Origin of the sequence: Paenibacillus sp. NPDC101420, from assembly GCF_050277435.1 — a bacterium.
Classification (GTDB): Bacteria; Bacillota; Bacilli; order Paenibacillales; family Paenibacillaceae; genus Paenibacillus_AQ.
Map to the genome: position 1 here is coordinate 492,466 of NZ_JBNNSE010000005.1, position 23,072 is coordinate 515,537.

The 23,072-nt window shown below is 44.2% G+C and carries 16 protein-coding genes; 6 read left to right on the forward strand and 10 right to left on the reverse strand.

Features of this window, described 5'->3' with window-relative positions; all coding sequences use genetic code 11:
* Positions 1-40: 40 nt before the first annotated feature.
* The 7 genes from ACQKMP_RS22620 to ACQKMP_RS22650 form a co-directional block, all read right to left on the reverse strand.
* Positions 41-967, reverse strand: coding sequence for an EamA family transporter (locus tag ACQKMP_RS22620; protein ID WP_427471206.1), 927 nt, complete (start codon positions 965-967; stop codon positions 41-43).
* Positions 968-1,210: 243 nt separating this feature from the next.
* Positions 1,211-3,868 carry a stalk domain-containing protein gene (locus ACQKMP_RS22625; protein ID WP_427471162.1) on the reverse strand — a complete coding sequence of 886 codons (2,658 nt, stop codon included), beginning with the start codon at positions 3,866-3,868 and terminating at the stop codon, positions 1,211-1,213.
* A 229-nt stretch (positions 3,869-4,097) separates the two neighbouring features.
* Positions 4,098-6,155 (reverse strand): iron ABC transporter permease, encoded by a 2,058-nt coding sequence (locus ACQKMP_RS22630; RefSeq protein ID WP_427471163.1) that lies wholly within the window; start codon positions 6,153-6,155, stop codon positions 4,098-4,100.
* 8 nt (positions 6,156-6,163) lie between these two features.
* Positions 6,164-7,186, reverse strand: coding sequence for an ABC transporter substrate-binding protein (locus ACQKMP_RS22635; protein ID WP_427471165.1), 1,023 nt, complete (start codon positions 7,184-7,186; stop codon positions 6,164-6,166).
* A 205-nt stretch (positions 7,187-7,391) separates the two neighbouring features.
* Positions 7,392-8,231, reverse strand: a complete 840-nt coding sequence (licT, locus tag ACQKMP_RS22640) for a BglG family transcription antiterminator LicT (RefSeq protein ID WP_042191726.1) — start codon at positions 8,229-8,231, stop codon at positions 7,392-7,394.
* A gap of 278 nt (positions 8,232-8,509) precedes the next feature.
* A complete protein-coding gene (locus ACQKMP_RS22645; RefSeq protein WP_427471166.1) occupies positions 8,510-10,375 on the reverse strand; it encodes a beta-glucoside-specific PTS transporter subunit IIABC in 1,866 nt (621 codons plus the stop codon).
* Between the two features lie 207 nt (positions 10,376-10,582).
* Positions 10,583-11,995, reverse strand: a complete 1,413-nt coding sequence (locus ACQKMP_RS22650; protein WP_427471168.1) for a glycoside hydrolase family 1 protein — start codon at positions 11,993-11,995, stop codon at positions 10,583-10,585.
* A 113-nt stretch (positions 11,996-12,108) separates the two neighbouring features.
* Here ACQKMP_RS22650 and ACQKMP_RS22655 point away from each other — a divergent pair, with 113 nt between their 5' ends.
* The 5 genes from ACQKMP_RS22655 to ACQKMP_RS22675 all read left to right on the forward strand — a co-directional run bounded on the left by ACQKMP_RS22655 (position 12,109) and on the right by ACQKMP_RS22675 (position 18,812).
* Positions 12,109-13,092 (forward strand): LacI family DNA-binding transcriptional regulator, encoded by a 984-nt coding sequence (locus ACQKMP_RS22655; protein WP_427471208.1) that lies wholly within the window; start codon positions 12,109-12,111, stop codon positions 13,090-13,092.
* A 78-nt stretch (positions 13,093-13,170) separates the two neighbouring features.
* Positions 13,171-13,842, forward strand: a complete 672-nt coding sequence (locus ACQKMP_RS22660; protein WP_042191734.1) for a response regulator transcription factor — start codon at positions 13,171-13,173, stop codon at positions 13,840-13,842.
* Positions 13,839-14,918 carry a HAMP domain-containing sensor histidine kinase gene (locus tag ACQKMP_RS22665; protein ID WP_427471171.1) on the forward strand — a complete coding sequence of 360 codons (1,080 nt, stop codon included), beginning with the start codon at positions 13,839-13,841 and terminating at the stop codon, positions 14,916-14,918. The genes ACQKMP_RS22660 and ACQKMP_RS22665 overlap by 4 nt, the downstream gene beginning before the upstream one ends.
* A gap of 376 nt (positions 14,919-15,294) precedes the next feature.
* The gene (locus ACQKMP_RS22670; protein WP_427471173.1) at positions 15,295-17,052 is read left to right on the forward strand and encodes an ABC transporter ATP-binding protein; all 1,758 of its coding nucleotides are present in this window, start codon (positions 15,295-15,297) and stop codon (positions 17,050-17,052) included.
* Positions 17,052-18,812, forward strand: coding sequence for an ABC transporter ATP-binding protein (locus ACQKMP_RS22675; RefSeq protein WP_427471175.1), 1,761 nt, complete (start codon positions 17,052-17,054; stop codon positions 18,810-18,812). Before ACQKMP_RS22670 ends, ACQKMP_RS22675 begins: the two co-directional genes overlap by 1 nt.
* A gap of 72 nt (positions 18,813-18,884) precedes the next feature.
* Here ACQKMP_RS22675 and ACQKMP_RS22680 read toward each other — a convergent pair whose 3' ends face one another.
* Complete coding sequence (locus tag ACQKMP_RS22680; protein WP_042194519.1) at positions 18,885-19,673, reverse strand: TrmH family RNA methyltransferase; 789 nt, start codon at positions 19,671-19,673, stop codon at positions 18,885-18,887.
* Positions 19,674-19,771: 98 nt separating this feature from the next.
* Complete coding sequence (locus tag ACQKMP_RS22685; RefSeq protein ID WP_076285312.1) at positions 19,772-20,431, reverse strand: potassium channel family protein; 660 nt, start codon at positions 20,429-20,431, stop codon at positions 19,772-19,774.
* Between the two features lie 136 nt (positions 20,432-20,567).
* On the opposite strand from ACQKMP_RS22685, the gene ACQKMP_RS22690 reads away from it, so the two are divergent.
* On the forward strand, positions 20,568-20,804 hold the full coding sequence (locus tag ACQKMP_RS22690) for a small acid-soluble spore protein SspI (protein WP_042191747.1): 237 nt from the start codon (positions 20,568-20,570) through the stop codon (positions 20,802-20,804).
* A gap of 98 nt (positions 20,805-20,902) precedes the next feature.
* On the opposite strand, the gene ACQKMP_RS22695 is transcribed toward ACQKMP_RS22690, so the two are convergent.
* A complete protein-coding gene (locus tag ACQKMP_RS22695) occupies positions 20,903-22,501 on the reverse strand; it encodes a peptide chain release factor 3 (RefSeq protein WP_076285313.1) in 1,599 nt (532 codons plus the stop codon).
* Between the last annotated feature and the right edge of the window lie 571 nt (positions 22,502-23,072).

Sequence of the window (23,072 nt, forward strand, 5' to 3'; positions counted from 1 at the left end):
CTATAAGGACCTGATCATACCATCGATGTTAGTATACAGTTTAAAGTTCTACCTTACGAAGTGATGGTTTGGAGGATGGTTTGGGTGACTTTTCCCCTGTTCGCATCGGTATGATTTGTGGTGCAGCAATTCCGATCAGAACAACGAAAATTCCAACCCAGCGAAGTAGGGATACTTCTTCTTGCAGGACTAACACGGAGGCTACTACAGCTGCCGGCAACTCCGCCGCACCAAGAATCGTTCCCAGACCTGATCCCAGTTTCGGAACACCAATAGAAAAGAAAAGCACAGGAATAACTATGCCAAGCAACCCTAAAGGAAGACCATACTTCCAAAGTCCATCTGTAAGTGCTCCGTCATAAATAAAGGAAGGGGAAAAAACAACCATAATAATAATCATTGCACTTGTAGTCATATACAAGCTTTTATTCACAGCAGGTACCTGAGTAGCTACTCTTCCACTAACAAAAATATACAAGGCAAACGACACCGCAGACATCAAACCGAAAACAATACCACTCGTAGTCATTTCGCCTACACTAGGTTCTAGAATCCCCCCAGCTAAAATTGTTCCTATCAGAAGGATAACCATCGAAATTATTTTCTCACGACTAGGCCATTTTCTATCTACAACAGCCTCCAGAATCACACCAATCCAAGTAAATTGGAATAAGAGAACGATCGCAATCGAAGCAGGTAATTGTTCAACGGCAAATCCATAGAAAATCCCCGTCATACTAATGGTAATCCCGGCGCCTAATAACGAAGCACCTACTTTTAACCCGAGTTTTTTTCGGGAAAATAATACAACTAACAAGAGCAGCATGCACCATCCAAAAAAGTATTGCGACCCGACCAGTTGCTGCATTCTAAATCCATCGTTCATTCCAAGCTTGACGATCGTTGACAGCGATCCATAACTACATGCTCCTATAAATACTAGTAAAGCATATTTGAGTAACTTCATATTCATCGTAATCTTCTTTCCTTTCTGTTGAACCATCCTATTGAACCGTCCAAATCACATAATAAAGCCCCTTGTCATCGAAATGACAAGGGGCGACTGAAACCAAAGAATACATCTTTGACAAAATTCCGCCACTCCATCCACTGGATAGAGTTTGGTTTATTTACTTATAACAATACGAATTATAATATGATAAATCACACAGGGTGTCAACTTGAAATGTTTACAATAACTTTATTTCGGTTATATTTCAAATTCTTCTGTAGAATTTGAAAGACCACCATTCTGTACACCACTATTATTGGCTACAGCAAGAACATACACCTTATATTTGACACCTTTAACAATTGAATCTCCGTTTACATCCCTTGTCGCAGTGAATATGGAAGGATTCGTCCCGTTAGGGGTTACTGACGTATAATACGAGGACCTCACCTCAATAGCATCCGCAGAACCAAAACCTTGTTTGGAAGGAACCACCAATACTCGATATTCTGAAATATTGGACTCATTGGCTGATTTTACGAAACTAATCAGGATTCTCCCATTGTCCTCTTTATACGTTACATTGGTTACAGAGATCACTGGGCTCTTAGTCGTAGACAACGTAATGACCGATGACTCCCAGGATAATGCATTGGGACCGGCATAATTTCCACTACCAATAGATAGCACATATACTTTATAGCTGGTTCCATCTTTAATCAAATTGCCTCGTACGTCTCTGGCTGAGGATTCTAATACTTGACTGGTACTGTTACCTGATGTACTTACCGAAGTGTAGTTAGAACTGGATACATTATTCGCTTCGGATAGGCTAAAGCTGCTGTAATAGGACGTAGGCACCACCATAATCCGGTATTGGTTAATGTACGTTTCATCTGTGGCATGGCTAAACGACACCTTTAAATCCCGTCCATCACCATAGTCATTTACATCGCTGACACTCAAGTTTGTAACGGCTTTTACGCTAGAATCATTCAACAAAGTAATGACCGATGAAGCGGAGGAGAGCACATTCGAATCCCAATAAATCCCGCTTCCGATGGATAACACATATACTCTATAGCTAGTTCCATTCTTTATCGAAGCTCCGAGAACGTCTCTAGTTGACGAATTCAATACTTGACTGGTAGAAGATCCAGATGTACTCACCGATGTATAGTTGCTACTTGATACATTATTCGCTTCAGCTAAACTAAAGCTGCTGTAATAGGATGTGGGTACTACCATAATCCGATACTGGCTAATATAGGTTTCGTCCGTCGGATGAGTGAAGGACACTCTCAAATCTCGGCCATCACCATAGTCGTTAACGTCACTGACACTCAAGTTTGAGACGATACTCACACTAGAATCATTCAACAACGTAATGACCGATGAAGGTGACGAAAGCACATTGCCAGTATTACTGCTTCCAATAGATAAAATATATACTTTATAGTTGACTCCATTCTTTATCAAAGCTCCACGTACATCTCTGGTTGATGAAGTCAATACTTGATTGGTTGTAGTACCTGTTGTACTCACTGCTGTATAGTAGGCACTGGATATATTATTGGCTTCAGCTAAACTAAAGCTACTGTAATATGACGTCGGAACTACCAGGATACGATACTGGCTAATATAGGTTTCGTCCGTCGCATGAGTAAATGATACCCTCAAATCTCGGCCATCATTATAGTTGTTAACGTCGCTAACACTTAAGTTAGAAACCCCTATGTTGGACAGCGTAATTGCAGATGAAACAGAAGACAACACATTATTTGCTGCATTACTGCTATCAATTGCCATGACAAACACTCTGTAGCTCACGCCAGTTTTAACAAGAGCTCCGTCCACATCTCTGGCTCCTGAAGATAAAATTTGCGTGATATTATTACCGGTCTTGCTGACTAACGTGTAATTAGCACTGGTCACATTATTTGCTGTAGCTAAATTAAAATTCGAATAATTAGTAGCTTTGACAACAAATATCCGATAAGAACTTACCTTCGACTCATCTGACAGCTTATTGAAGCTTACCGATAAATCTCTTCCATCCCCATAATCGCTTATATCATTTACTTGTACATTATTTATTGCCGCTACAGTCTTATTCACTAGAGTCATAGTGGAGGATCCACTAGAAAGTGCACTGGCATTACTTCCTTTGCCAACCGTCAAGACATAAGCCACATACGCTTGATTACTCTTAATTGAATCACCATCAACAGTCCTCGAAGCAGAAGTCAATTGAATCGAAGGATTAGTACCTGTTGGTAATACCGTAGAATAATTGTAAGAGGTTATCGTTTGTGCGGACGACAAGTTGAGAATATTCCCTGATTTCACAATCAAAACACGGTAATGATCCACTAGTGACTCATTTGCCGCTCGAGTGAAACTAACCTGAAGATCACGACCATCACCGAAATCACTCACATCCTGCGCTACTACGTTGGATACTGGGCCTGCATTTCCAACGTTAGAGGCTGAAGTTGTTATAGTTACAACTTGCGTCTTGGGGTTCCATCCTACTTCATGGCCCAGTGCTTCACTGACGAACCTTGTTGGGACCATCGTTCTCCCCTTCAGATTCAAACCAGGCACGTCTAGAGTTACAACCTTATTGTTAATGGTGGCGGTCTTTGAGCCAATCTTTAACATAATCGTTGTATCATCTTTAGTTGCCGTTACAGTTTGTGCTTTTTGATTCCACTTGATGGTGGCATTAAAGGCTTCAAAAATAGCCCGCAGCGGCACCATCGTCCGTCCATTCACCATCACCGGTGCTTGATCTGTAGACAATCGAACCCCATCAATAATAATACTGATCGGAGTAGCAGCCTTTACAGAGGATTGAAACATCATCGGAAAGACTACTAAAACTACTAAAATTGAAATCCATAACTTCTTCACAGATCCACCCTCCTGGAATGACGAATACATTTTTTACCTACTCATCTGACGCTTCTAAGTATATAAAAGTTTCATGATTTATAGGTTACAAAAAAATAATCTAAACTTCAATCAAACCTTGATAAAAGAAGAGCTAAGCACCCGGAGAAAAAAAAGGAGAAAGAGTGGTATTACCACTCTCTCTCCTTACGTTTATCGAATCATCATATTCTGTAGCGTCCCAAGGGTATTACACTTTTCTAGCCTGAGATCGGTACATCAAGAACAAGAAATACGGAGCTCCGATCAACATTATTATAAGACCCGATGGAATTTCTTTCGGCGCCATAATGGTTCTTCCCAGCGTATCCGCAATCACGAGCATCAATCCGCCAAGTAATCCTGACAGAACAATAGATCGTCTTGTGTGATGCCCAATCATCATCCGTACCGCATGCGGCGCCATAAGTCCGAGAAACCCAATGGTTCCTACACTTGCAACGGCTCCCGCTGCAAGCATCACACCGATAATCATCGCCCAAAGCCGAGTTCCGCGAACGGGCAGGCCCAGACCTGTTGAACTCTCATCGCCAAATGCTAGTAAATCGAATCTACGTCCCAAATAATAAGCAAAAGGAACGAGTACTATCAGGAAGATAAACAAGCTATTAAATTGATTCCAGCTTCGTCCGTAAGTCGAACCCGTTAACCAAATTAAGGAGCTGCTGCTCCATAAACTGCCCTTGACGATCATGACCTGTATTCCCGCAGAAGCAATTGCCGATACTGCAATTCCAAGCAGAATAAGGACCGATGGATTCAAGGCTCTACGCCATGCCATAACAAACACAAAGGCTGCAGCCAAAGCACCACCCGCAATTGCTGCAATAGGGACTGCTAATACCGTCAATGCCGGAAAAACGACCATTACGGTTAACGCCCCCAATCCAGCACCCGAGGTCACACCAATAATGGAGGCGTCAGCCAGCGGATTTCGGACAGCGCTTTGAATCAAGACACCGCTAATGGCAAGCGCGATACCGCCTCCAGCCGCAACGAGTGTACGCGGAAGCCGTAAATTCAGCAGGACGGAATAAGATCCATCTCTGCTGTGGATAAGACTGCTCAGTAGCTCACTAATCGGTATTCTCGTTCCCCCAAGTGACAAACTCACAAGGATAACCGCAACGAGCAGTACGGTCATGGTTATCACCGCCGGAACAAAGCGCATCCGAAGCGCAGTTCCACCTATATTCATAGATGACTGACCTGAGCCTGAACCCGATATATTTTTCATCTTGGTGAGCACCAGCCATATGAGCCAAGGCGCTCCAATAATCGCCATAACCGCCCCAACTGGCATCTCACCTACACTGCTACGAACCATACGCGCAAGCGTATCCGCTGCCGTAATGAGCAGTGCTCCCCACAGCGCACTTGCAGGAATGAGCAGGTGATGCTTTCGAATACCGCTAAGCCGAACCAGATGAGGAGCCACCAGACCCACAAATCCGATCGGACCGACCACGCTGACCACGACCGCAGCCAACAATACAGATAAACCTAGACCTAACCCCCGTGCCAATCCAACACGTTGCCCGAGTGAACGAGCAGTGGACTCATCAAGCTCCAACGCGTCAAACTGCCTACCTGCGAGCATAGCTGCTATTAGCAATGGAATAACAAAAGGCCAGGCATACTTAACACCGTCCCAATCTAGCTGAATCAGTGAGCCGGAGCCCCATAAAAATAGGTTTTGCGTTTCGTTCTTGTTAAAAATATGTAGGGCCGATGTAAACGCGCCGAGAACCATAGACACGATCATACCTGACAAAGCTAATCGGACAGGCGTGGCCCCCTTACCACCACTCAACAAATAGGCAGCCAGTGCAGCAAGCAGCCCCCCTGCTACTGCAAGCAAAAATGGGAACTCATGCTGCAAAGCTGGAAAAGTAACCATACCTAGGACAACCATAAAATAAGCTCCAGCATTAATCCCCAATGTATCTGAGGAAGCAAGCGGATTCTTCGTTATCGTTTGCAATAATGCTCCAGCCGCAGCTAGTGCGGCCCCAGCCAGTAGGCCAATCACCGTACGCGGCATCCGGATATCCCATAGCAGATTATGTTCCATCACATCCTGGCGATTTAGCAATCCCTTCAATACCGTAGCTGCAGGAATTTTGGCTTCCCCGAAGCCTAGGCTTAGAATGGACAGAACAAAGAGGACGGCAAGGCCGCCCCCAAATATTCCAATGATTCGCCAAGTCATTCCGCTTGAGGCTTCTTTGCTGCTCTTCCCGTTCATAAAAGCACTCATTTCGTTAATGTATTTATAACTTCATCCACGATAACTTTAGAGGATATCGGACCGCCGAACACCCAAGTAGTACTGCTCAATCCGAAGGTACGATTTTCTTTCACAAAGTTAAGGCCGTTCCACACGGAGTTATCCTTCAGTTCTTTCGTAAAAATATTATCATCCTTCTGAACGATATACATCAGGTTAGTATCCTGAACAGCCGGCAATGCTTCAACCGTTGATGTAGTGAATCCGTAAGCTTCGAATTTTTCGGGTTTCCAGTCGTTCTTCAAACCAATCCGTTCCAATGTTTGTACAGCAAGTGAGTTATCTGTAAAAAGACGCAATGTTGCCGCATTCTGATAGCTGTAAGCTTGCGTCAGCACGTAATTCAAGCCTTCTTTACCTGCTTCAGCCAGCTTTGCCTTCGCTTCCGCATAATGTGCATCCAGGTCAGCAAGAACCTTGTCGCCTTCCGCGGTTTTACCTACAGCCGCTGCAATCGTTTTGAAAGTATCTTCCATCAACGTATACTGATTGCCTTGTCCTTCTTCCGGATACAGACCGAAAATCAGTGTTGGAGCGATGCCTTTTAATTGATCATAAATTCCTTCGTGTCCGCCCGTATTCGCAATAATCAAATCTGGCTTTAATGAAGCAATGGTCTCTAGATCCGGCTCGTCACGTGAACCAACATCCGTTACGCCTGCATCGAGTGGCACTTCAGAAGTTACATATAACTTGTAGTTCTCGTTATCGGCATTCCCCACCGGCTGCATTCCGAGCGCAATAATATCTTCCGTAAATGTCCACTCCAGAACTACAACCTTTTGCGCAGGCTTATCCAGCTTAACCTCGCCTTTAGAATCTTTTAATACGATCGGACCGTTTGTAGATTCACTACTTGCGTTTTCAGAAGCTGGTTTGTCATTTGCTCCCGTGTTTGATGTTGAATTATTCTTTTGGTTAGTACCACAGCCCGATACTACCAATATGATAGCAATAACCATAAATAAACTAATTAACCTTTTGTGCATTCTCTTTATCCCCCTGTATATAACGCTCGAAGTTATATTCTATGATAATTGTTATCATTCTATTGATAATGATTATCATAGATAACATAATAGTTATCTTATACGTGATTCCACCGAAAGTCAAAGTTAAAATTTAATATAGCTGGACTTTTTTCTAAAAAAAATCCTAATAAATCAAGGGCTTCCTTGATCATTAGGATGTTTGCTACTCCATTTTTTGGTTTGTAATTCTTTCAATGTGTATGGTGAGATACAGCATTTCATCATTTGTTAATTCACGATTGTATGTTTTATCAATATAGATTTTTATTTTTTCAACGCTGGCGAAAGCTTCTTTGTATTGCTCCTTCACTAAATTAAATAAGCCATTCTCATTATCCGGCGGTGGAGTGCCGTTGATGAGACGTTGGGCAAAAAATTTCAAGTGAGTGATAAACCGATAATAAGCGAGGGACTCCTCATCATACTCTAGTCTAAAATGATGCTTCACTATATTTAAGATGTCATTCATAATCTTCGTAATATTGACCATATTCGGCATCTCTTCATTCAGTTCAGCATTCACCAGATGGAGAGCAATATGTCCAGCCTCATCCTCGGGAAGCATAATGCCAAACTTTGAATGAATAATTTGAAGTGCTGCTTTCCCAACCTCATATTCTTCCTTATAGAACTTTTTGATCTCCCATAGCATGGCGTTTTTAATCTTCATCCCTTTTGAGAATCGCTCTAACGCAAAGCTGATATGATCGGTCAGACTGATGTAGATACTATCATCCAGCATTTTACCTAGTTGCAGCTTGGCGAAATTGATGATCTCTTCTGAAAGCTCCATATGCTCTATTGGAATCTCAGAAAGCAGTGTTTTTAGCTTATCTGAAAGCTTTTGATTGCTTAAAGTGAAGATCTTTTCAATTTTGTCTTCTTCTAGATAGTCCCCTTGTTTTTTCTTAAAGGCAAGTCCTCTTCCCATGACTACCAGTTCAAAATTAAGATCATCTATGACAGTAACAACATTGTTGTTTAACACTTTTTCGATCCGCATACGGCAACCCCTTGTACCAGAAATTAAAAAAGGCAAAACCAAAAGTAACCATTAACAAATGGCTAAACTTCGGGTTTTGCCTGCACGACCAGTAACAATCCACAATTATTAATTTATAAAAATCATACCATGGACTTATTTAATCGACAAGCATCTAACAATCCTTTCCATTATGCGCAGCTAGCTATATTTTTATTATGTTTTTCATAAAAAATCGACCTCTCAGCATCCATACTAAGAGATCGATTTCATTTTAATTCTTATGGCCAGCCACTAAATCAAACTACAACCGTCATCAAATCTTCGCCCGGTTTGATGGCCGCTTTCTTGGTGCCAATGACATCACTATAGTTAGCTGTATTGGTAATAATGATTGGCGTTGTGCTTTGATAGCCTTCATTTTTTATTTGTTCGAGATCAAATTCAATCAGTAGGTCACCCTGTTTAACCGTTGCTCCTTCTTCCACTTTCACATCAAAGTATTTCCCTTTTAACTTCACAGTTTCTATACCGATATGGATCAGAACTTCAACGCCATCATCCGATACGACTGCAATACAATGACCTGTTCTGAAAATGGTGGATACAACCCCACTTACCGGGGAGTACAGCTTACCTTCTGAAGGTTCGATTGCCATCCCTTTGCCCATTGCTTCAGAAGCAAATGCAGCATCATCTACTGAGGATAAAGGGATTACGTTACCAGCTAGAGGACTTACAATAGTTGTACTTTTCACAGCGTGTGGGAGAATAACTTCGCTCTTTTCAGTATTCGTCTTTTCTTCTACACCATTCGATGTTTCTTCCACAGCATTCGCTTTCTTTTTGTCTTCAAAACCAAAGAACATCGTAATCACCGTAGCCAATATAATCGTCCCAAGAGCTATGATCGCTTGAATAGCCAAAGGTGAGAATGCAGGAAGACTTAATACGCTCACAAATGCGAATACTTCCATTTTTACACCAGCAAGACCTGACATCGCTCCACCTAGACCACCGGCAATAGATACATAAATAAAAGTCCGTTTGTAACGTGTCAACAATCCGTAAATAATAGGTTCAGTTACCCCTGAGAGCGCGCCAGGTAAAAAGGTACTTCCGGCCAATGTTTTCAACTTTTTGTCTTTTGTTTTCAAGAAAATCCCTAAGGCTACACCAAGTTGGGCGAAAATAGCCATACCTGCCATTGCATAGATCGGATCTCCACCCTTAGCAATGTTTTCAAGAATAATCGGAACGAGTCCCCAGTGCAAACCGAGCACGGTCAGGTACGTCCAGGAAATCCCCACAATTGCACCCGTAATAATACCACTCTTACTACTGAGGAACACAATAGCGTCTCCGATTAGATTCCCTACATTTACTCCAAACGGTCCGAAAACCAAAATGGTCAAAGGAACAATCAACATCAAACATAACATAGGTACCAGGAACAATTGTAAATCCTTGTGTATAAATTTTCTTAGTTGCTTATCTAGTAAAGCATATATACAGATGGCGATGAAAATCGGAAAAACGCTCGATGAATAATCCGACATTACTAAAGGAATACCTAGAAAATGTGGAGATTCAACACTGGCTAATCCCGTAATATTAGGTTCGAGTAAAGCCGCACCGATAGCGCCCCCTACATAAGCATTTACACCAAGTCTAATCGATAACGTAATGCCTAGGAAAATTGGCAGAAAGTAAAACACAGCATTACTAGCGCCGGCTAATACTTTGTAAGTCTCTCCATCTGCCGCTAAAACATTTAACGAAGTCAGTACAGTTAATAGCGCTTTCAACATACCCGCACCCGCTAAGGCACCAATTAAAGGCGAGAAGCTTCTAGAAATCACATCAAAAATCAAGGTTCCTATAGGTTTCTTAACCGTATTATCGCCAGAATTACTATTAGGAGATATGGATTTGCTTATCTCTTTATAAACATCAGCAACATGGGTACCCACAATGACTTGGAATTGTCCCCCTTTGCTAACTGCACCAATAATCCCTTCCATTTTATCCAGCTTTTCTTTATCAACTTTCTGTTCATCATTAAGCGTGAATCTTAGTCGAGTAGCACAGTGAATTACGTTGTTAATATTTTTCTCTCCACCGACAGATTGAATGATGTCTTTACCCAGCTGTTCATAACTCATTATCCTACACCCCTTTGGTAACCGATATATTAATCAATCGAGAAGGAATGAACGCAAAAAAACCTAAATCACATTCATGCACGAGAGAGAAATCTCCCGTAAACATAAATGAAACTTAGGTTTTGCCTGCTATGCAGTAGCAATCCTATATCCGATTAATTGTTACTTACAAATTAACATGTTCAATTCATGATGTCAACCGGCATACTAGAACAGGTTCTGCCCGTTGGATTCAATCACTTCTTTGTACCAGTGGAAGGACTTTTTCCGGAATCTCTCAAGAGTGCCCGAGCTATCGTCATGACGGTCCACATAAATGAAGCCATAACGTTTCTTTAGTTCGGCGCTCGTTGCGCTAACCAAGTCGATGCAGCCCCAGCTTGTATAGCCCATGACTTCCACTCCGTCGGCAATAGCCTCCGCGACCTGAACCAGATGATCTCGTAAATAATTGATCCGATAGTCGTCGTTTATTACCTTTTCGCCGTTCCCATCTAATACCAGCTGATCGACAGCGCCAAGACCATTTTCCACGATAAACAGCGGTTTCTGATATCGGTCGTAGAACATATTCATAACATAACGCAAGCCTTGCGGGTCGATCTGCCAGCCCCATTCGCTCGCTTCCAGATACGGATTAGGCACCCCACCCAGCAGGTTCCCTTCTCCTCTGATCTGTTTCTCTGGATCAGCCGTTTCACAAGTGCTCATATAGTAACTGAACGATATGAAATCCACAGTATGCTTCAGAATCTCTTCGTCCCCTGGCTCAAAATGAATGTGAATCCCATTTTCTTTGAAGAACCGCTTCATATAGCCGGGGTAATACCCTCTAGCATGAACATCCGCAAAGAACATATTTTTGTGATCACTTTGCATCGCCTTGATCAAATCGTCCGGATGCGGAGTGAGCGGATAAATCGGCATGCTAAGCACCATACACCCGATTTGGAAGTCTGGATTAATCTCATGTCCGATCTGCACAGCCAGAGCACTTGCTACGAACTCATGATGAATAGCTTGATACAGATCCTGCTTACTCAATTTCTCTAACGGCGTATTGATCCCGCCACTCATAAATGGGAACTCAAGAATGGAGTTAATCTCGTTAAAGGTCAGCCAATATTTAACCTTGTTCTTGTAACGATTATATATCGTTCTCACATAGCGCTCATAAAAATCCACCATCTTACGGTTAACCCATCCATCATATTCTCTTGCCAGATGCAGCGGAGTTTCATAATGGGAGATAGTCACCAGTGGCTCGATGCCGTATTTATGACACTCATCGAATAGGTCGTCGTAAAACTGCAGACCTTTTTCATTGGGCTCCAGCTCGTCCCCTTTTGGAAAAATCCGGGACCAGGCAATGGACGTCCGGAATACTTTAAAGCCCATTTCCGCGAACAGCTTAATATCTTCTTTATATCGGTGATAGAAATCGATTCCCACCAGCTTCATATTATCGTCGGTGGGAACCTCTGTAGGCGCAGACTTAATCCCCTTCGGCATAACATCTTGGGTGGACCATCCTTTACCATCCTCCTGATACGCCCCTTCAAGCTGGTTGGCTGCTACAGCACCGCCCCATAAGAATCCTTTTGGAAATTGCAATTCCATATTTTTTCCCGCCTTTGCTATTGTGATAGTATAGGATTACTGCTCTAATTCGAATCCTAAACCTTGGAACGCGTTACATGTCAAGTACTAATCATGTGAAGGAGAACAAACCGATGTCCACTCTTGACGAAATCGCTAAGCTGTCGGGCTTTTCCAAAGCCACGGTGTCCCGCGTCCTGAACCAATCGCCTCATGTTAGCAAGCAGACTCGTGCGAAAATTCTCGCCATCATGAAAGAAACGGACTATGTTCCTAACCGAAATGCCATTTCTTTATCCAAAGGTCAAACACAACAAATCGGCATGATCACCATGGACCTAAACGAGCTTATTCTGAGTTTTATGAACAGCTTCGTCGAAATTTCAGGTCGTTACGGATACCAGACGATTATTTATACTACCGGCGGGGATAAGCAGAAGGAGCTTCAGGCTTTTGAAGATCTCAAAATGAAACGGGTCGACGCCCTGCTCATCCTGACCTCCGTCAATGAACAGAATGTTATCTCTTCCTACTGCAAATACGGACCCATCGTGTCCTGGCAGCGTATGGACCATCCTGAAATACCGTCCGTTGCCATGAACCAACATGATGGATACACACTCGCTTTGGAGCATTTGATAGAGCGAGGGTATAAGCGCATCGCCAATGCTTTTGGCCGTCCCAGCAGCATTAATACCCACAGTAGACGCCTGGCCTATGAGCAAAGCATGACCAAATATAATCTGCCCGTTATGGAGAAATGGTATTACTCTACGATTTACAGTATCCACGACGGAGAGCAGTTGCTGCGCTCCCTTATGGATGAAACAGACCGGCCAGATGCGATTCTGTGCTCCAATGATTTGGTGGCAGCAGGTATTCTCAACGAAGCACGCAGGCACAAATTGGACGTACCCGGGGATCTCGCCATCGTTGGTTTTGATAATTCAGAGCTGTCGCGAACTCTTGGAATCACGACCATTCTGAATCCGATTGCGGGACAAGCGGAGAATGCTTTTCTTCTGTTGGCTCCAGCGCTGCTTGGTAGGGACATGGAGCTGCAGCCGCTGTCGTTTCAACTAATTCAACGGGAGACAACTAGTTTGCCCAACCGCTAAGGATTTTGTCTTTAGCACTTTTATCAATTAGAATTATGGGAACAAGCGGTCAAAACCAGAACCTATTGGAGTGAAACCATGATTAAGATCCTCGTTGTGGAAGACGATAAGCATGTCAGAAAGTTGATGAACGCTGTCCTGAAACGGGAAGGTTATGAAGTGTTAACCGCCGAGAATGGAATCCAGGCACTGGAAGTTCTTGAAATCCAGCATATTGATCTAATTATTCTCGATATCATGATGCCGGGGATGGATGGTTATGAATTTGCCGAGGAGCTAAGGAATGCGAACAACATGATCCCGATCCTCATGGCCACGGCCAAACAGCTCCCAGAAGATAAGAAAAAAGGCTTTCGCCTCGGAACCGACGATTATATGACCAAACCTGTAGATACAGAAGAAATGCTGTTGAGAATACAAGCCCTTCTACGCCGCTCGCAGATTGTAAGCGCCCGTAAGCTTGTAGTCGGTAAAATTATTCTTGATTTCGATACGTTAACAGTAACTCGAGACAATGAAAAACAGACACTTCCCCAGAAGGAATTCCATCTCCTTTATAAGCTTTTATCCTATCCGGAGCGCATTTTCACTCGAATCCAGCTGATGGACGAAATCTGGGGGATGGACAGCGAGACTACGGACACTACGGTTAATGTACATATCAACCGCTTGCGGAAACGGTTTGAAAACTATCCGGAATTCGAACTTGTGTCCGTCCGCGGTCTCGGATACAAGGCGGTGAGAAAATGATCAAAAAGCTAAGCAGCAAAATCAGTCTGCCAATCTACTTCTCGCTTGCTGTATTCATTATTTTCCTCATTACAGTGTTAATCACCGGAATTCTGACCTACTTGTCCTTGGCCTTCGGCCTACTTGATGAGCGGATTCTTCAGGACAAAAAAATTCTCACCTTGATTATACTGATCGCCTGCATTATTATCGGCACCGTCACATCAGTAATTACCAGTCGCAGAATGCTGAAATCAATCCGCACATTTATTGATGCCATTGACCAACTGGCCGGAGGCGATTTCTCCATGCGGCTGCAGCTCAAGCACCCTCCGGAATTCAAGATTCTTTCCGAGAATATTAACCGGATGGCCGAGGAACTGGGTGGCATTGAAATTCTGCGAACAGACTTTGTAAACAATTTCTCCCATGAATTTCGTACTCCAATTGTGTCGATTAAAGGGTTCGCTGAAATCCTGAAGGATGACGAGCTGAGTAAGGATGAACGGAATGAATATCTGGATATTGTTATCGAGGAATCTACCCGTCTGGCTACACTGGCCTCCAATGTATTGAACCTCTCCAAAGTGGAAGCACAGGCCATATTAACCGACCGGCAGCCCTTCAATGTCGGAGAACAAATTCGCCAATGTGTCCTGCTACTGCATACTAAACTTACGAAAAAGCATATTTCCTTCAAAGCCAACGTACAGGACTATATGGTACCTGGGAATAAAGTGATGCTGAACCAGGTCTGGCTGAATTTATTGGACAATGCGATTAAATTCACTCCCGAGCACGGCGAAATCGAAGTTACTATGAGGAAGATGAAAGATCAGGTTGAAATTACGTTCCGTGATAATGGAGCAGGCATCAGTCCAAGTGCACTTCCCAAGGTATTCGACAAGTTCTATCAGCAAGATACCTCTCACTCTACTGCCGGTAATGGCCTGGGGCTTACGATTGTCCGAAAAATCATTGAGCTGCACGGCGGAACCGTCACCTGCGACAGTGTTCCAATGCAAGGAACCACTTTTACCGTGCTGCTCCCCGATTTTAAAAAGGTAAATAAAGAATTGGGGGTTACCAGTAAATGAGTGTACAATTCAAAAAACTGAGCGGCTTTAACCGGGGAATTCTCCTTGAATAGAATGATGTAACAAAAATTATTGTAACCACGAATGACGATTTAAACCCTGCTCCACGGATGTATGAAAGTGTTGGATTCACAATGTATCAAAAAAGGAAAAGTGAAACTGGCGCAGACTTTATTGAAGAATTCATAGATTATGTGTTTTTTTTATAAAATGCTAATGTGTTCAAGTATATCTGCTCAAACAGAAGAGATCACCCCAAGCAGTCATTCTATGGCTTAAGGGACGGTCTCTTCTTTCTTTTCATAGCAAAAGTTAACTTTCAGTTTATCATTCTCCGTTAAGATCATAGCAACGATAATGCAAAGGAGTCATTCTTATGTTGAAATTACTCAAGAATCTGGAACCCAAAGAATGGTTCTTATTCGGTATCAGTCTCATGTTCATTATCGCTCAAGTCTGGCTGGATTTAGAACTGCCTGACTACATGAGTGATATTACCCGGCTGATCCAGACACCAGGAAGCGAAATGAATGAAATCCTTGTCGCAGGAGGTTGGATGCTACTCTGTGCTCTTGGCAGTCTGGCGACCTCGGTTGTTGTAGCGGGCATTGCTGCAAGAATAGCAGCCGATTTGTCTGCAAGATTGCGTTCCAAATTGTTCGATAAGGTACAATCCTTTTCGATGGAGGAGATCAGTAACTTCTCAACAGCCAGTCTAATTACCCGTTCCACGAATGACATCACGCAAGTACAAATGCTGATTGTGATCGGCTTACAGCTACTTGTGAAAGCACCCATCCTCGCAGTGTGGGCGATACTCAAGATTTCGGGCAAAAGCTGGGAGTGGACTCTTACGACAGGTGCCGCGGTCGCATTGCTAGTAGTTATTGTCGCAGTCTGTATCGTGCTCGTCCTGCCGAAATTTAAAAAGCTGCAGCTGCTTACAGATAATCTGAATCGTGTATCCAGAGAGAATCTTAACGGTCTTCGTGTCATCCGGGCGTATAATGCCGAGGAATATCAAGAACAGAAGTTCGCTGTAGCTAACAACGAGCTTACCAGTACCAACCTATTTGCTAACAATGTGATGACCCTATTGATGCCGAGTATTACTTTGATTATGAGTGGACTCAGTCTCTCCATCTATTGGGTGGGTGCAGTGCTCATTCAAGCAGCTGAGGGTACTGCCAAGATGGGCTTGTTCTCAGATATGATCGTATTCTCATCTTATGCCATGCAAGTGGTTATGGCCTTTATGATGCTGATTATGATCTTTATTCTACTGCCCCGTGCTCAAGTATCGGCTAAACGTATCAATGAAGTGCTAGACACAGTACCTAGCTTGAAGAATGGATCAGTAACTCAATTCCCTGTGAAGAGAGAAGATGAGATTGAATTCAAGGGGGTTAGCTTCAAATATCCAGATGCAGAGGAATATGTGTTGGAGAACATCAGCTTCACGGCGAAGCAGGGGGAGACGGTTGCTTTTATCGGATCTACAGGCTGCGGGAAAAGTACACTTGTTAACCTCATTCCCCGTTTCTATGATGCTACAGAAGGCGAAGTGCTGGTAAATGGTATCAATGTCAGAGAATACGACCAGCAAGCGCTGCGGAATAAAATGGGCTATGTCTCTCAGAAGGCTGTTCTATTTGGCGGAACAGTGTCCTCCAATATTGCATTTGGTGAGAACGGATCCGGTCAGGTCCTCAGTTCAGATATTGTAGATGCGGTGTACACTTCCCAATCCTCTGAATTTGTAGAAAAGCTAGAGGGGAACTATGACGCCCATATCGCCCAAGGCGGAACGAATCTGTCTGGCGGACAAAAACAGCGGCTGTCGATTGCCAGAGCGATTGCCCGGCGTCCAGAAATATTAATCTTTGACGATTCTTTCTCCGCGCTTGACTATAAGACTGACCGCAAACTACGCAGTGAGCTTAAGAAAGACGCGAATGATTCAACGATGCTGATCGTTGCACAGCGTATTGGTACGATTAAAGATGCCGACAAGATCATTGTGCTGGAATCTGGACGAATCGCAGGTATGGGAACCCATGACGAACTAATGCAGTCCTGCGACGTCTATCAGGAAATCGCTTATTCTCAGCTTACGAAGGAGGAGCTTGCATAATGAAAACCAAAAATAAAGGCCAGAATACATGGAGCAAGCTGCTCCGCTACTGCCGTAAATATGTTCCGGTTATAGTGATTGCGCTAATCTGTGCGGCAGCTGGAACGGTGCTCACGTTATTCGGTCCGGACAAACTCTCCGAGATCACCGACAAAATTACAGCTGGTCTTGCCAGCAGTATCGATATGGACGGCATTACTACCATTGGTATTACCCTCGTCGTAATTTACGGCGTCGGTGCGTTGTTGTCACTCTTGCAAGGCTTGATCATGTCGATTATTACCCAGAAGGTCTCGAAGAAATTAAGAACTGATCTGGCTCATAAAATGAACAAACTTCCAATCTCCTACTATAATAAATCGGCCACAGGTGATATTTTATCCCGGGTAACGAATGATGTAGATACCATCGGGCAATCGATGAATCAGAGTATTGGTAATGTCGTAACCGCCATAGCTATGTTCGTCGGTTCGATTGTCATGATGCTGAAGACCAATGTAATTATGACCCTTACCGCTATCGTGGCAACGATCATCGGCTTTGGCCTTATGGTGGTCATTATGAAGAAATCGCAGAAATATTTTGCTAGCCAGCAGGAGTATTTAGGTAAAATCAACGGTCATGTCGAAGAAGTGTACACAGGACATAATGTAGTTAAAGCGTATAATGGCGAAGCGCAGATGCGCACTACCTTCCAGGAATTAAATCAGGGACTGAAGAACAGCGCCTTCAAAGCACAATTCCTCTCTGGGCTGATGCCACCCCTGATGGGCTTTATTGGTAATCTTGGATTCGTTGCCGTCTGTATCGTTGGAGGTGTACTCGCCATGAACGGTACGATTTCATTTGGGGTTATCGTCGCCTTCATTATGTATGTACGTTACTTTACCCAGCCGTTGTCTCAGATTGCCCAGGCCGCGCAGAGCCTGCAAGCTGCATCTGCAGCTGGCGGACGCGTGTTCGAATTTCTGGAGGCTGAGGAAATGGAAGACGAGAGTCACAAAGAGAACACACTGCCAACTGCTAAAGGTAAAGTGAAATTTGACCAAGTACAATTTGCGTATGAGACTTCAGAAAAACTGATTATCAATAACTTCTCGACAGATGTAAAACCTGGGCAAAAAGTGGCGATCGTTGGTCCTACCGGCGCAGGCAAAACTACGTTGGTCAATCTGCTCATCCGGTTCAACGAATTAACGGGTGGAGAAATCTACATCGATGATACGCCGATCAGCAGCCTTACGAGAGAGAACATTCATGATCTGTTCTGTATGGTCCTGCAGGATACCTGGCTGTTTGAGGGTACCATCAAAGAGAACCTGATTTACAATCAGCAGAACATTACAGACGAGAAGCTTATAGAGGCTTGCAAGTCCGTTGGCCTGCACCGCTTCATTAAATCCTTAAGTGACGGATACAACACCGTACTGAACGATAAAGTTAATCTGTCCGCCGGACAAAAGCAGCAGCTGACCATCGCTCGTGCGATGCTGAAAGATGCGCCAATGCTCATTCTTGATGAAGCTACAAGCTCAGTGGATACCCGTACAGAGCTGCTGATTCAGCAGGCAATGGATAAGCTTATGGAAGGCAGAACCTCTTTCGTTATCGCACACCGGCTCTCAACGATTAAGAATGCTGATGTGATTCTGGTCCTGAAGGACGGCGATATCCTGGAAAGCGGCAGCCACGCAGAATTGCTGGCTCAGAACGGATTCTATGCAGAGCTCTACAATAGCCAGTTTGAGCAGGCTTCTTAAAAACGACAAAAAAACTGCAACTCAATCATGAGCTTGCAGTTTTTTATCGTCCGTTCCTTTTTTAGAAACAACTTAAGCCTCTCGCTGTCTCATTCCCTCAAACAGCAAAATCGTCGCGGCCATCGCCGCATTTAGTGATTCAGCGCGGCCTGCCATCGGGATGATGATACTCTTGTCCACGAGTCGCGCAGTTTCCGGCGAAATGCCTTTGCCCTCACTGCCAATCAACAGCCACTGACTGCCGTGAAAATCATGCTGATAGCACGATTCTTCTCCCTGCAGCGAAGTACTTACCAGCAATGCCCCGCGTTCCCGGGCCTGTGGCAAAATCTCACTTAAATCTCCCTCCACCACCGGGAGATGAAACATCGAGCCCATCGTGGAACGAATGGTCTTCGGATTGTAGAGGTCGGCACAGCCTTGGCCGAGGATCACTCCGTCTGCTCCCGCTGCATCCGCGCTGCGGATGATGGTGCCGACATTACCGGGGTCCTGGACACCGTCCAGGACAACTACCAGGCTGTCCTTCTTCGCTAGGATAGCCTCTACCGCCTGCTGTTCCTTCCGCACGATGGCGAACACCGGCTGCGGTGTATTAGTGCTGCTGCATTTCGAGATGATCGCCGCTGTTACGCCGATCACATCCATGCCCTGAACGGACTGAAGAAGCCCCTTCAGTTCAGCGGGCATTCCCTTGTCCAGGTCATAAGCAAGGCATTCCACATCTGCTTCAGCCAGCAGCGCTTCCTGTACCAGATGAACGCCTTCTACGATATATTTACGAGCCTTGTCACGGTGCTTTTTTTCTTGCAGCCCGGCCCACTCTTTAACCCGCGTATTTTGCGGAGACATGATTTCCATAAAGTCTTCCTTTCTTATGCCTTGCCAGTTATTCTTGCTCTTATATCTTTGCTATTTGTTCTTCTACTCCCCTATAAACCTGATGATTACGTTACCACCTACTGATACGCGATCTCCAGCTTCGTCAGGTTATCTTTATGCCCAACGATTACAAGGATATCCCCATCGATCAAGCGATCCTCTGCGCGAGGGGAGATGTTCATCTCTTCACCTTGGCGAATAGCCATTACGTTACATCCATATTTTGCACGGATATCGAGCTCTTGTAGATTTTTCCCGAGCATTGATCCGGATACCTTCATGTCCAAAATACTATAGTCAGGCGACAGCTCGATATAATCTAATATATTAGGCGAAGCCAAATGATGCGCAACCCGCATTCCCATATCCCGTTCAGGATAAATCACCTTGTCTGCACCGATTTTCCCTAATACTTTGCCGTGCAGCTCACTTTTTGCTTTTGCGATAATTGCTGGTACACCAAGGTCCTTCAGGATTAAAGTTGTAAGAATGCTTGCCTGAATGTCCTCTCCAATAGCCACAACCACCACATCAAAATTGCGAATACCAAGTGCGCGTAGCGCTTCTTCATCCGTTGAATCTGCAGATACTGCGTGTGTTACTATATTTGAAATTTCCTGTGTCCGCTGCTCGTCCGCATCAATCGCAAGTACGTCAAACCCCATACCGCTGAGTGCTCTCGCAACACTGGATCCGAAACGCCCCATGCCAATGATGGCATATTGTTTTTTGGCCATGTCTTATGTACCTCCCGTAGCATTTCTATATCTAAAACAGTATAGCATACACGAACAAAAACTTGAATTTCCAGCACCTATACAGGGTACATTAAAACGAAGTGAATATCACTATATTTCAAAAAGGAGGTACTTTATGTCGGTTACTATTGACTTACGCCAGGCGATTATTCATAAAGTGCATGGTCAATCTGAAGAAGATTTGCGGCATATGATCGAAGGCTCGGTAGACGGACCGGAAGCAGCACTCCCGGGACTTGGCGCCGTGTTTGAAATGATATGGAAGGACTTAGACACCGCTAAGCAAGATAATTTGGTTTCTATGCTCCATGATCACCTGGAGACGATTACTCCCGGGAATATCACGTCATAACTAGCCGCAACTAGTCAAAAACCTCCGCTTTCTCATTGTGCAATTGCACGCTGAAGGCGGAGGTTTTTATTAACAATCAGAAAGTTGTAGCTTCCTTACTATAGCAATGCTTTTGGAGCCATCTCTAGGAACGTAGCTGTCGGGTTCTTATCCATCGCTGTCCGCATAGCATATTCATTCTCGAACAACACGACAAAATTGCCCTTCTTATCTGTAACGAGCGTAGAGTTAATTCGGAACTTACTCGCATCCGGTTTAGCATCATCTACGATCCAACGCGCGAACTGGTATGGCATACGCTGCAACTGAACATCCACACCATATTCACCCTTCATGCGGTACTCGAACACCTCAAACTGCAGCTGTCCAACTACACCGAGCAGAATATCGTCAAAGTTAACCGTACGGAATACTTGAATCATACCCTCTTCAGTCAGCTGATCGACACCCTTTTGGAACTGCTTCGATTTCAAAGCATTTTTAATACTCACTTTAGCAAAAATCTCTGGTGAGAATGTTGGCAGCTCATCGAATTCCAAATCTCCGGCCTGACTCAGTGTATCTCCAATTCTAAAAATACCTGGATCAAACAACCCGATAATATCTCCCGGATAAGCTTCCTCTACGATATCACGGTCTTGCGCTAAGAATTGTTGCGGCTGGGCCAGCTTAATGTCCTTACCCGCACGTACATGCTTCACGCTCATACCTCGTTCGAACTTCCCGGACACAATACGCAGGAAAGCAATCCGGTCACGGTGAGCCGGGTTCATATTGGCTTGGATTTTGAACACATAGCCAGTAAACTTCTCGTTCATTGGTTCTACCAAACCTGTAGTACTACGGCGTGGTTCAGGCTTCGGTGCCAGATCCAAGAAATTATCGAGGAAAGTCTGTACGCCGAAATTGTTGATTGCACTACCAAAGAACACAGGTGTGAGTTCACCACTTAGTACTTTTTCATAGTCAAAAGCATCGCCTGCTACATCCAGCAGCTCCAGATCCTGACACAGTTGATCATGCAGATATTCCCCAGCCATTTCACGAATGATTGGATCACGATATCCGTCAACCTTTTGCACCTTGATTACGGAGTGATCGTCACCTTGGAACAGCTCCACCTGATTCTTCATCCGGTCATATACGCCGCACAGCTCACGTCCACTACCAATCGGCCAGTTCATAGGCACAGAGCGAATACCCAGTACCTGCTCCAGCTCTTCCATTAGATCAAACGGACTGCGTCCTTCACGGTCCAGCTTATTGATAAAAGTAAAGATTGGAATCCCACGTTTAGCACATACCTGAAACAGCTTGGTCGTTTGGGTTTCCACACCTTTTGCCACGTCGATAAGCATGACCGCACTATCCGCTGCTGTTAGTGTACGGTAGGTGTCCTCACTAAAGTCTTGGTGACCCGGTGTATCCAAAATATTCACGCGGTGATTCAAATAATCAAATTGCATCACAGAGGAAGTAACAGAAATCCCCCGTTGCTTTTCAATTTCCATCCAGTCACTCGTTGCATGCTTGTTCGCCTTACGGGCCTTAACCGTTCCCGCCAGACGGATAGCACCACCGAATAACAGTAGTTTTTCCGTTAAAGTTGTTTTACCCGCATCCGGGTGGGAAATGATCGCAAAGGTTCTGCGTCTGTCCACTTCCTTTTGCAGCTTCTGATCTATTGCTTTGTTCATTACACATATCCCTTCATATATAAAATTCCTGCTTCTGCTTCAATTACACTGGGGTTATCTTCAAATCGGTGCTCTGCTCATCGTTCATACCCCTTCATTTCTGAATGAATAGCTATCTTAGGTCTAGCTCCAGTCCGCTTCAAGTGAAAGCATCCTCTAAAGTATATCAAAATCCGGCAGACATTATCTACTAAAAAGCTTTTGCAGCAAAATATCTCCCAAATCAGGTCTATATCCTGTTCACCAGTTCCCATAGTTCAAGAAGAAAAACGCCTGAACTGCGTCCTTATTGCACTTATTCCCTAATAACAAGCCCATTCCCGGGTGATTCAGGGCAGATAACAGCGCTAGCTCGTTTACGTTACCGGCGGCACATTGTATTCGGTTTTTCGCATATATTTGGCTCGTTTACGTTACCGGAGGCACATTGTATTCGGTTTTTCGCATACATTTGGCTCGTTTACGTTACTGGCGGCACATTGTATTCGGTTTTTCGCATACATTTGGCTCGTTTACGTTACTGGCGGCACATTGTATTCGGTTTTTCGCATACATTTGGCTCGTTTACGTT

Bases quoted from the DNA above. Each gene is read 5' to 3' on its own strand.
- ACQKMP_RS22655 (WP_427471208.1), top strand. From the start codon at position 12,109: ATGTCCACTCTTGACGAAATCGCTAAGCTGTCGGGCTTTTCCAAAGCC.
- ACQKMP_RS22650 (WP_427471168.1), bottom strand. From the start codon at position 11,995: ATGGAATTGCAATTTCCAAAAGGATTCTTATGGGGCGGTGCTGTAGCA.
- ACQKMP_RS22685 (WP_076285312.1), bottom strand. From the start codon at position 20,431: ATGGCCAAAAAACAATATGCCATCATTGGCATGGGGCGTTTCGGATCC.
- ACQKMP_RS22645 (WP_427471166.1), bottom strand. From the start codon at position 10,375: ATGAGTTATGAACAGCTGGGTAAAGACATCATTCAATCTGTCGGTGGA.
- ACQKMP_RS22675 (WP_427471175.1), top strand. From the start codon at position 17,052: ATGAAAACCAAAAATAAAGGCCAGAATACATGGAGCAAGCTGCTCCGC.
- licT (WP_042191726.1), bottom strand. From the start codon at position 8,231: ATGCGGATCGAAAAAGTGTTAAACAACAATGTTGTTACTGTCATAGAT.
- ACQKMP_RS22660 (WP_042191734.1), top strand. From the start codon at position 13,171: ATGATTAAGATCCTCGTTGTGGAAGACGATAAGCATGTCAGAAAGTTG.
- ACQKMP_RS22680 (WP_042194519.1), bottom strand. From the start codon at position 19,673: ATGGAAATCATGTCTCCGCAAAATACGCGGGTTAAAGAGTGGGCCGGG.
- ACQKMP_RS22620 (WP_427471206.1), bottom strand. From the start codon at position 967: ATGAAGTTACTCAAATATGCTTTACTAGTATTTATAGGAGCATGTAGT.
- ACQKMP_RS22670 (WP_427471173.1), top strand. From the start codon at position 15,295: ATGTTGAAATTACTCAAGAATCTGGAACCCAAAGAATGGTTCTTATTC.
- ACQKMP_RS22635 (WP_427471165.1), bottom strand. From the start codon at position 7,186: ATGCACAAAAGGTTAATTAGTTTATTTATGGTTATTGCTATCATATTG.
- ACQKMP_RS22630 (WP_427471163.1), bottom strand. From the start codon at position 6,155: ATGAACGGGAAGAGCAGCAAAGAAGCCTCAAGCGGAATGACTTGGCGA.
- ACQKMP_RS22695 (WP_076285313.1), bottom strand. From the start codon at position 22,501: ATGAACAAAGCAATAGATCAGAAGCTGCAAAAGGAAGTGGACAGACGC.
- ACQKMP_RS22690 (WP_042191747.1), top strand. From the start codon at position 20,568: ATGTCGGTTACTATTGACTTACGCCAGGCGATTATTCATAAAGTGCAT.
- ACQKMP_RS22665 (WP_427471171.1), top strand. From the start codon at position 13,839: ATGATCAAAAAGCTAAGCAGCAAAATCAGTCTGCCAATCTACTTCTCG.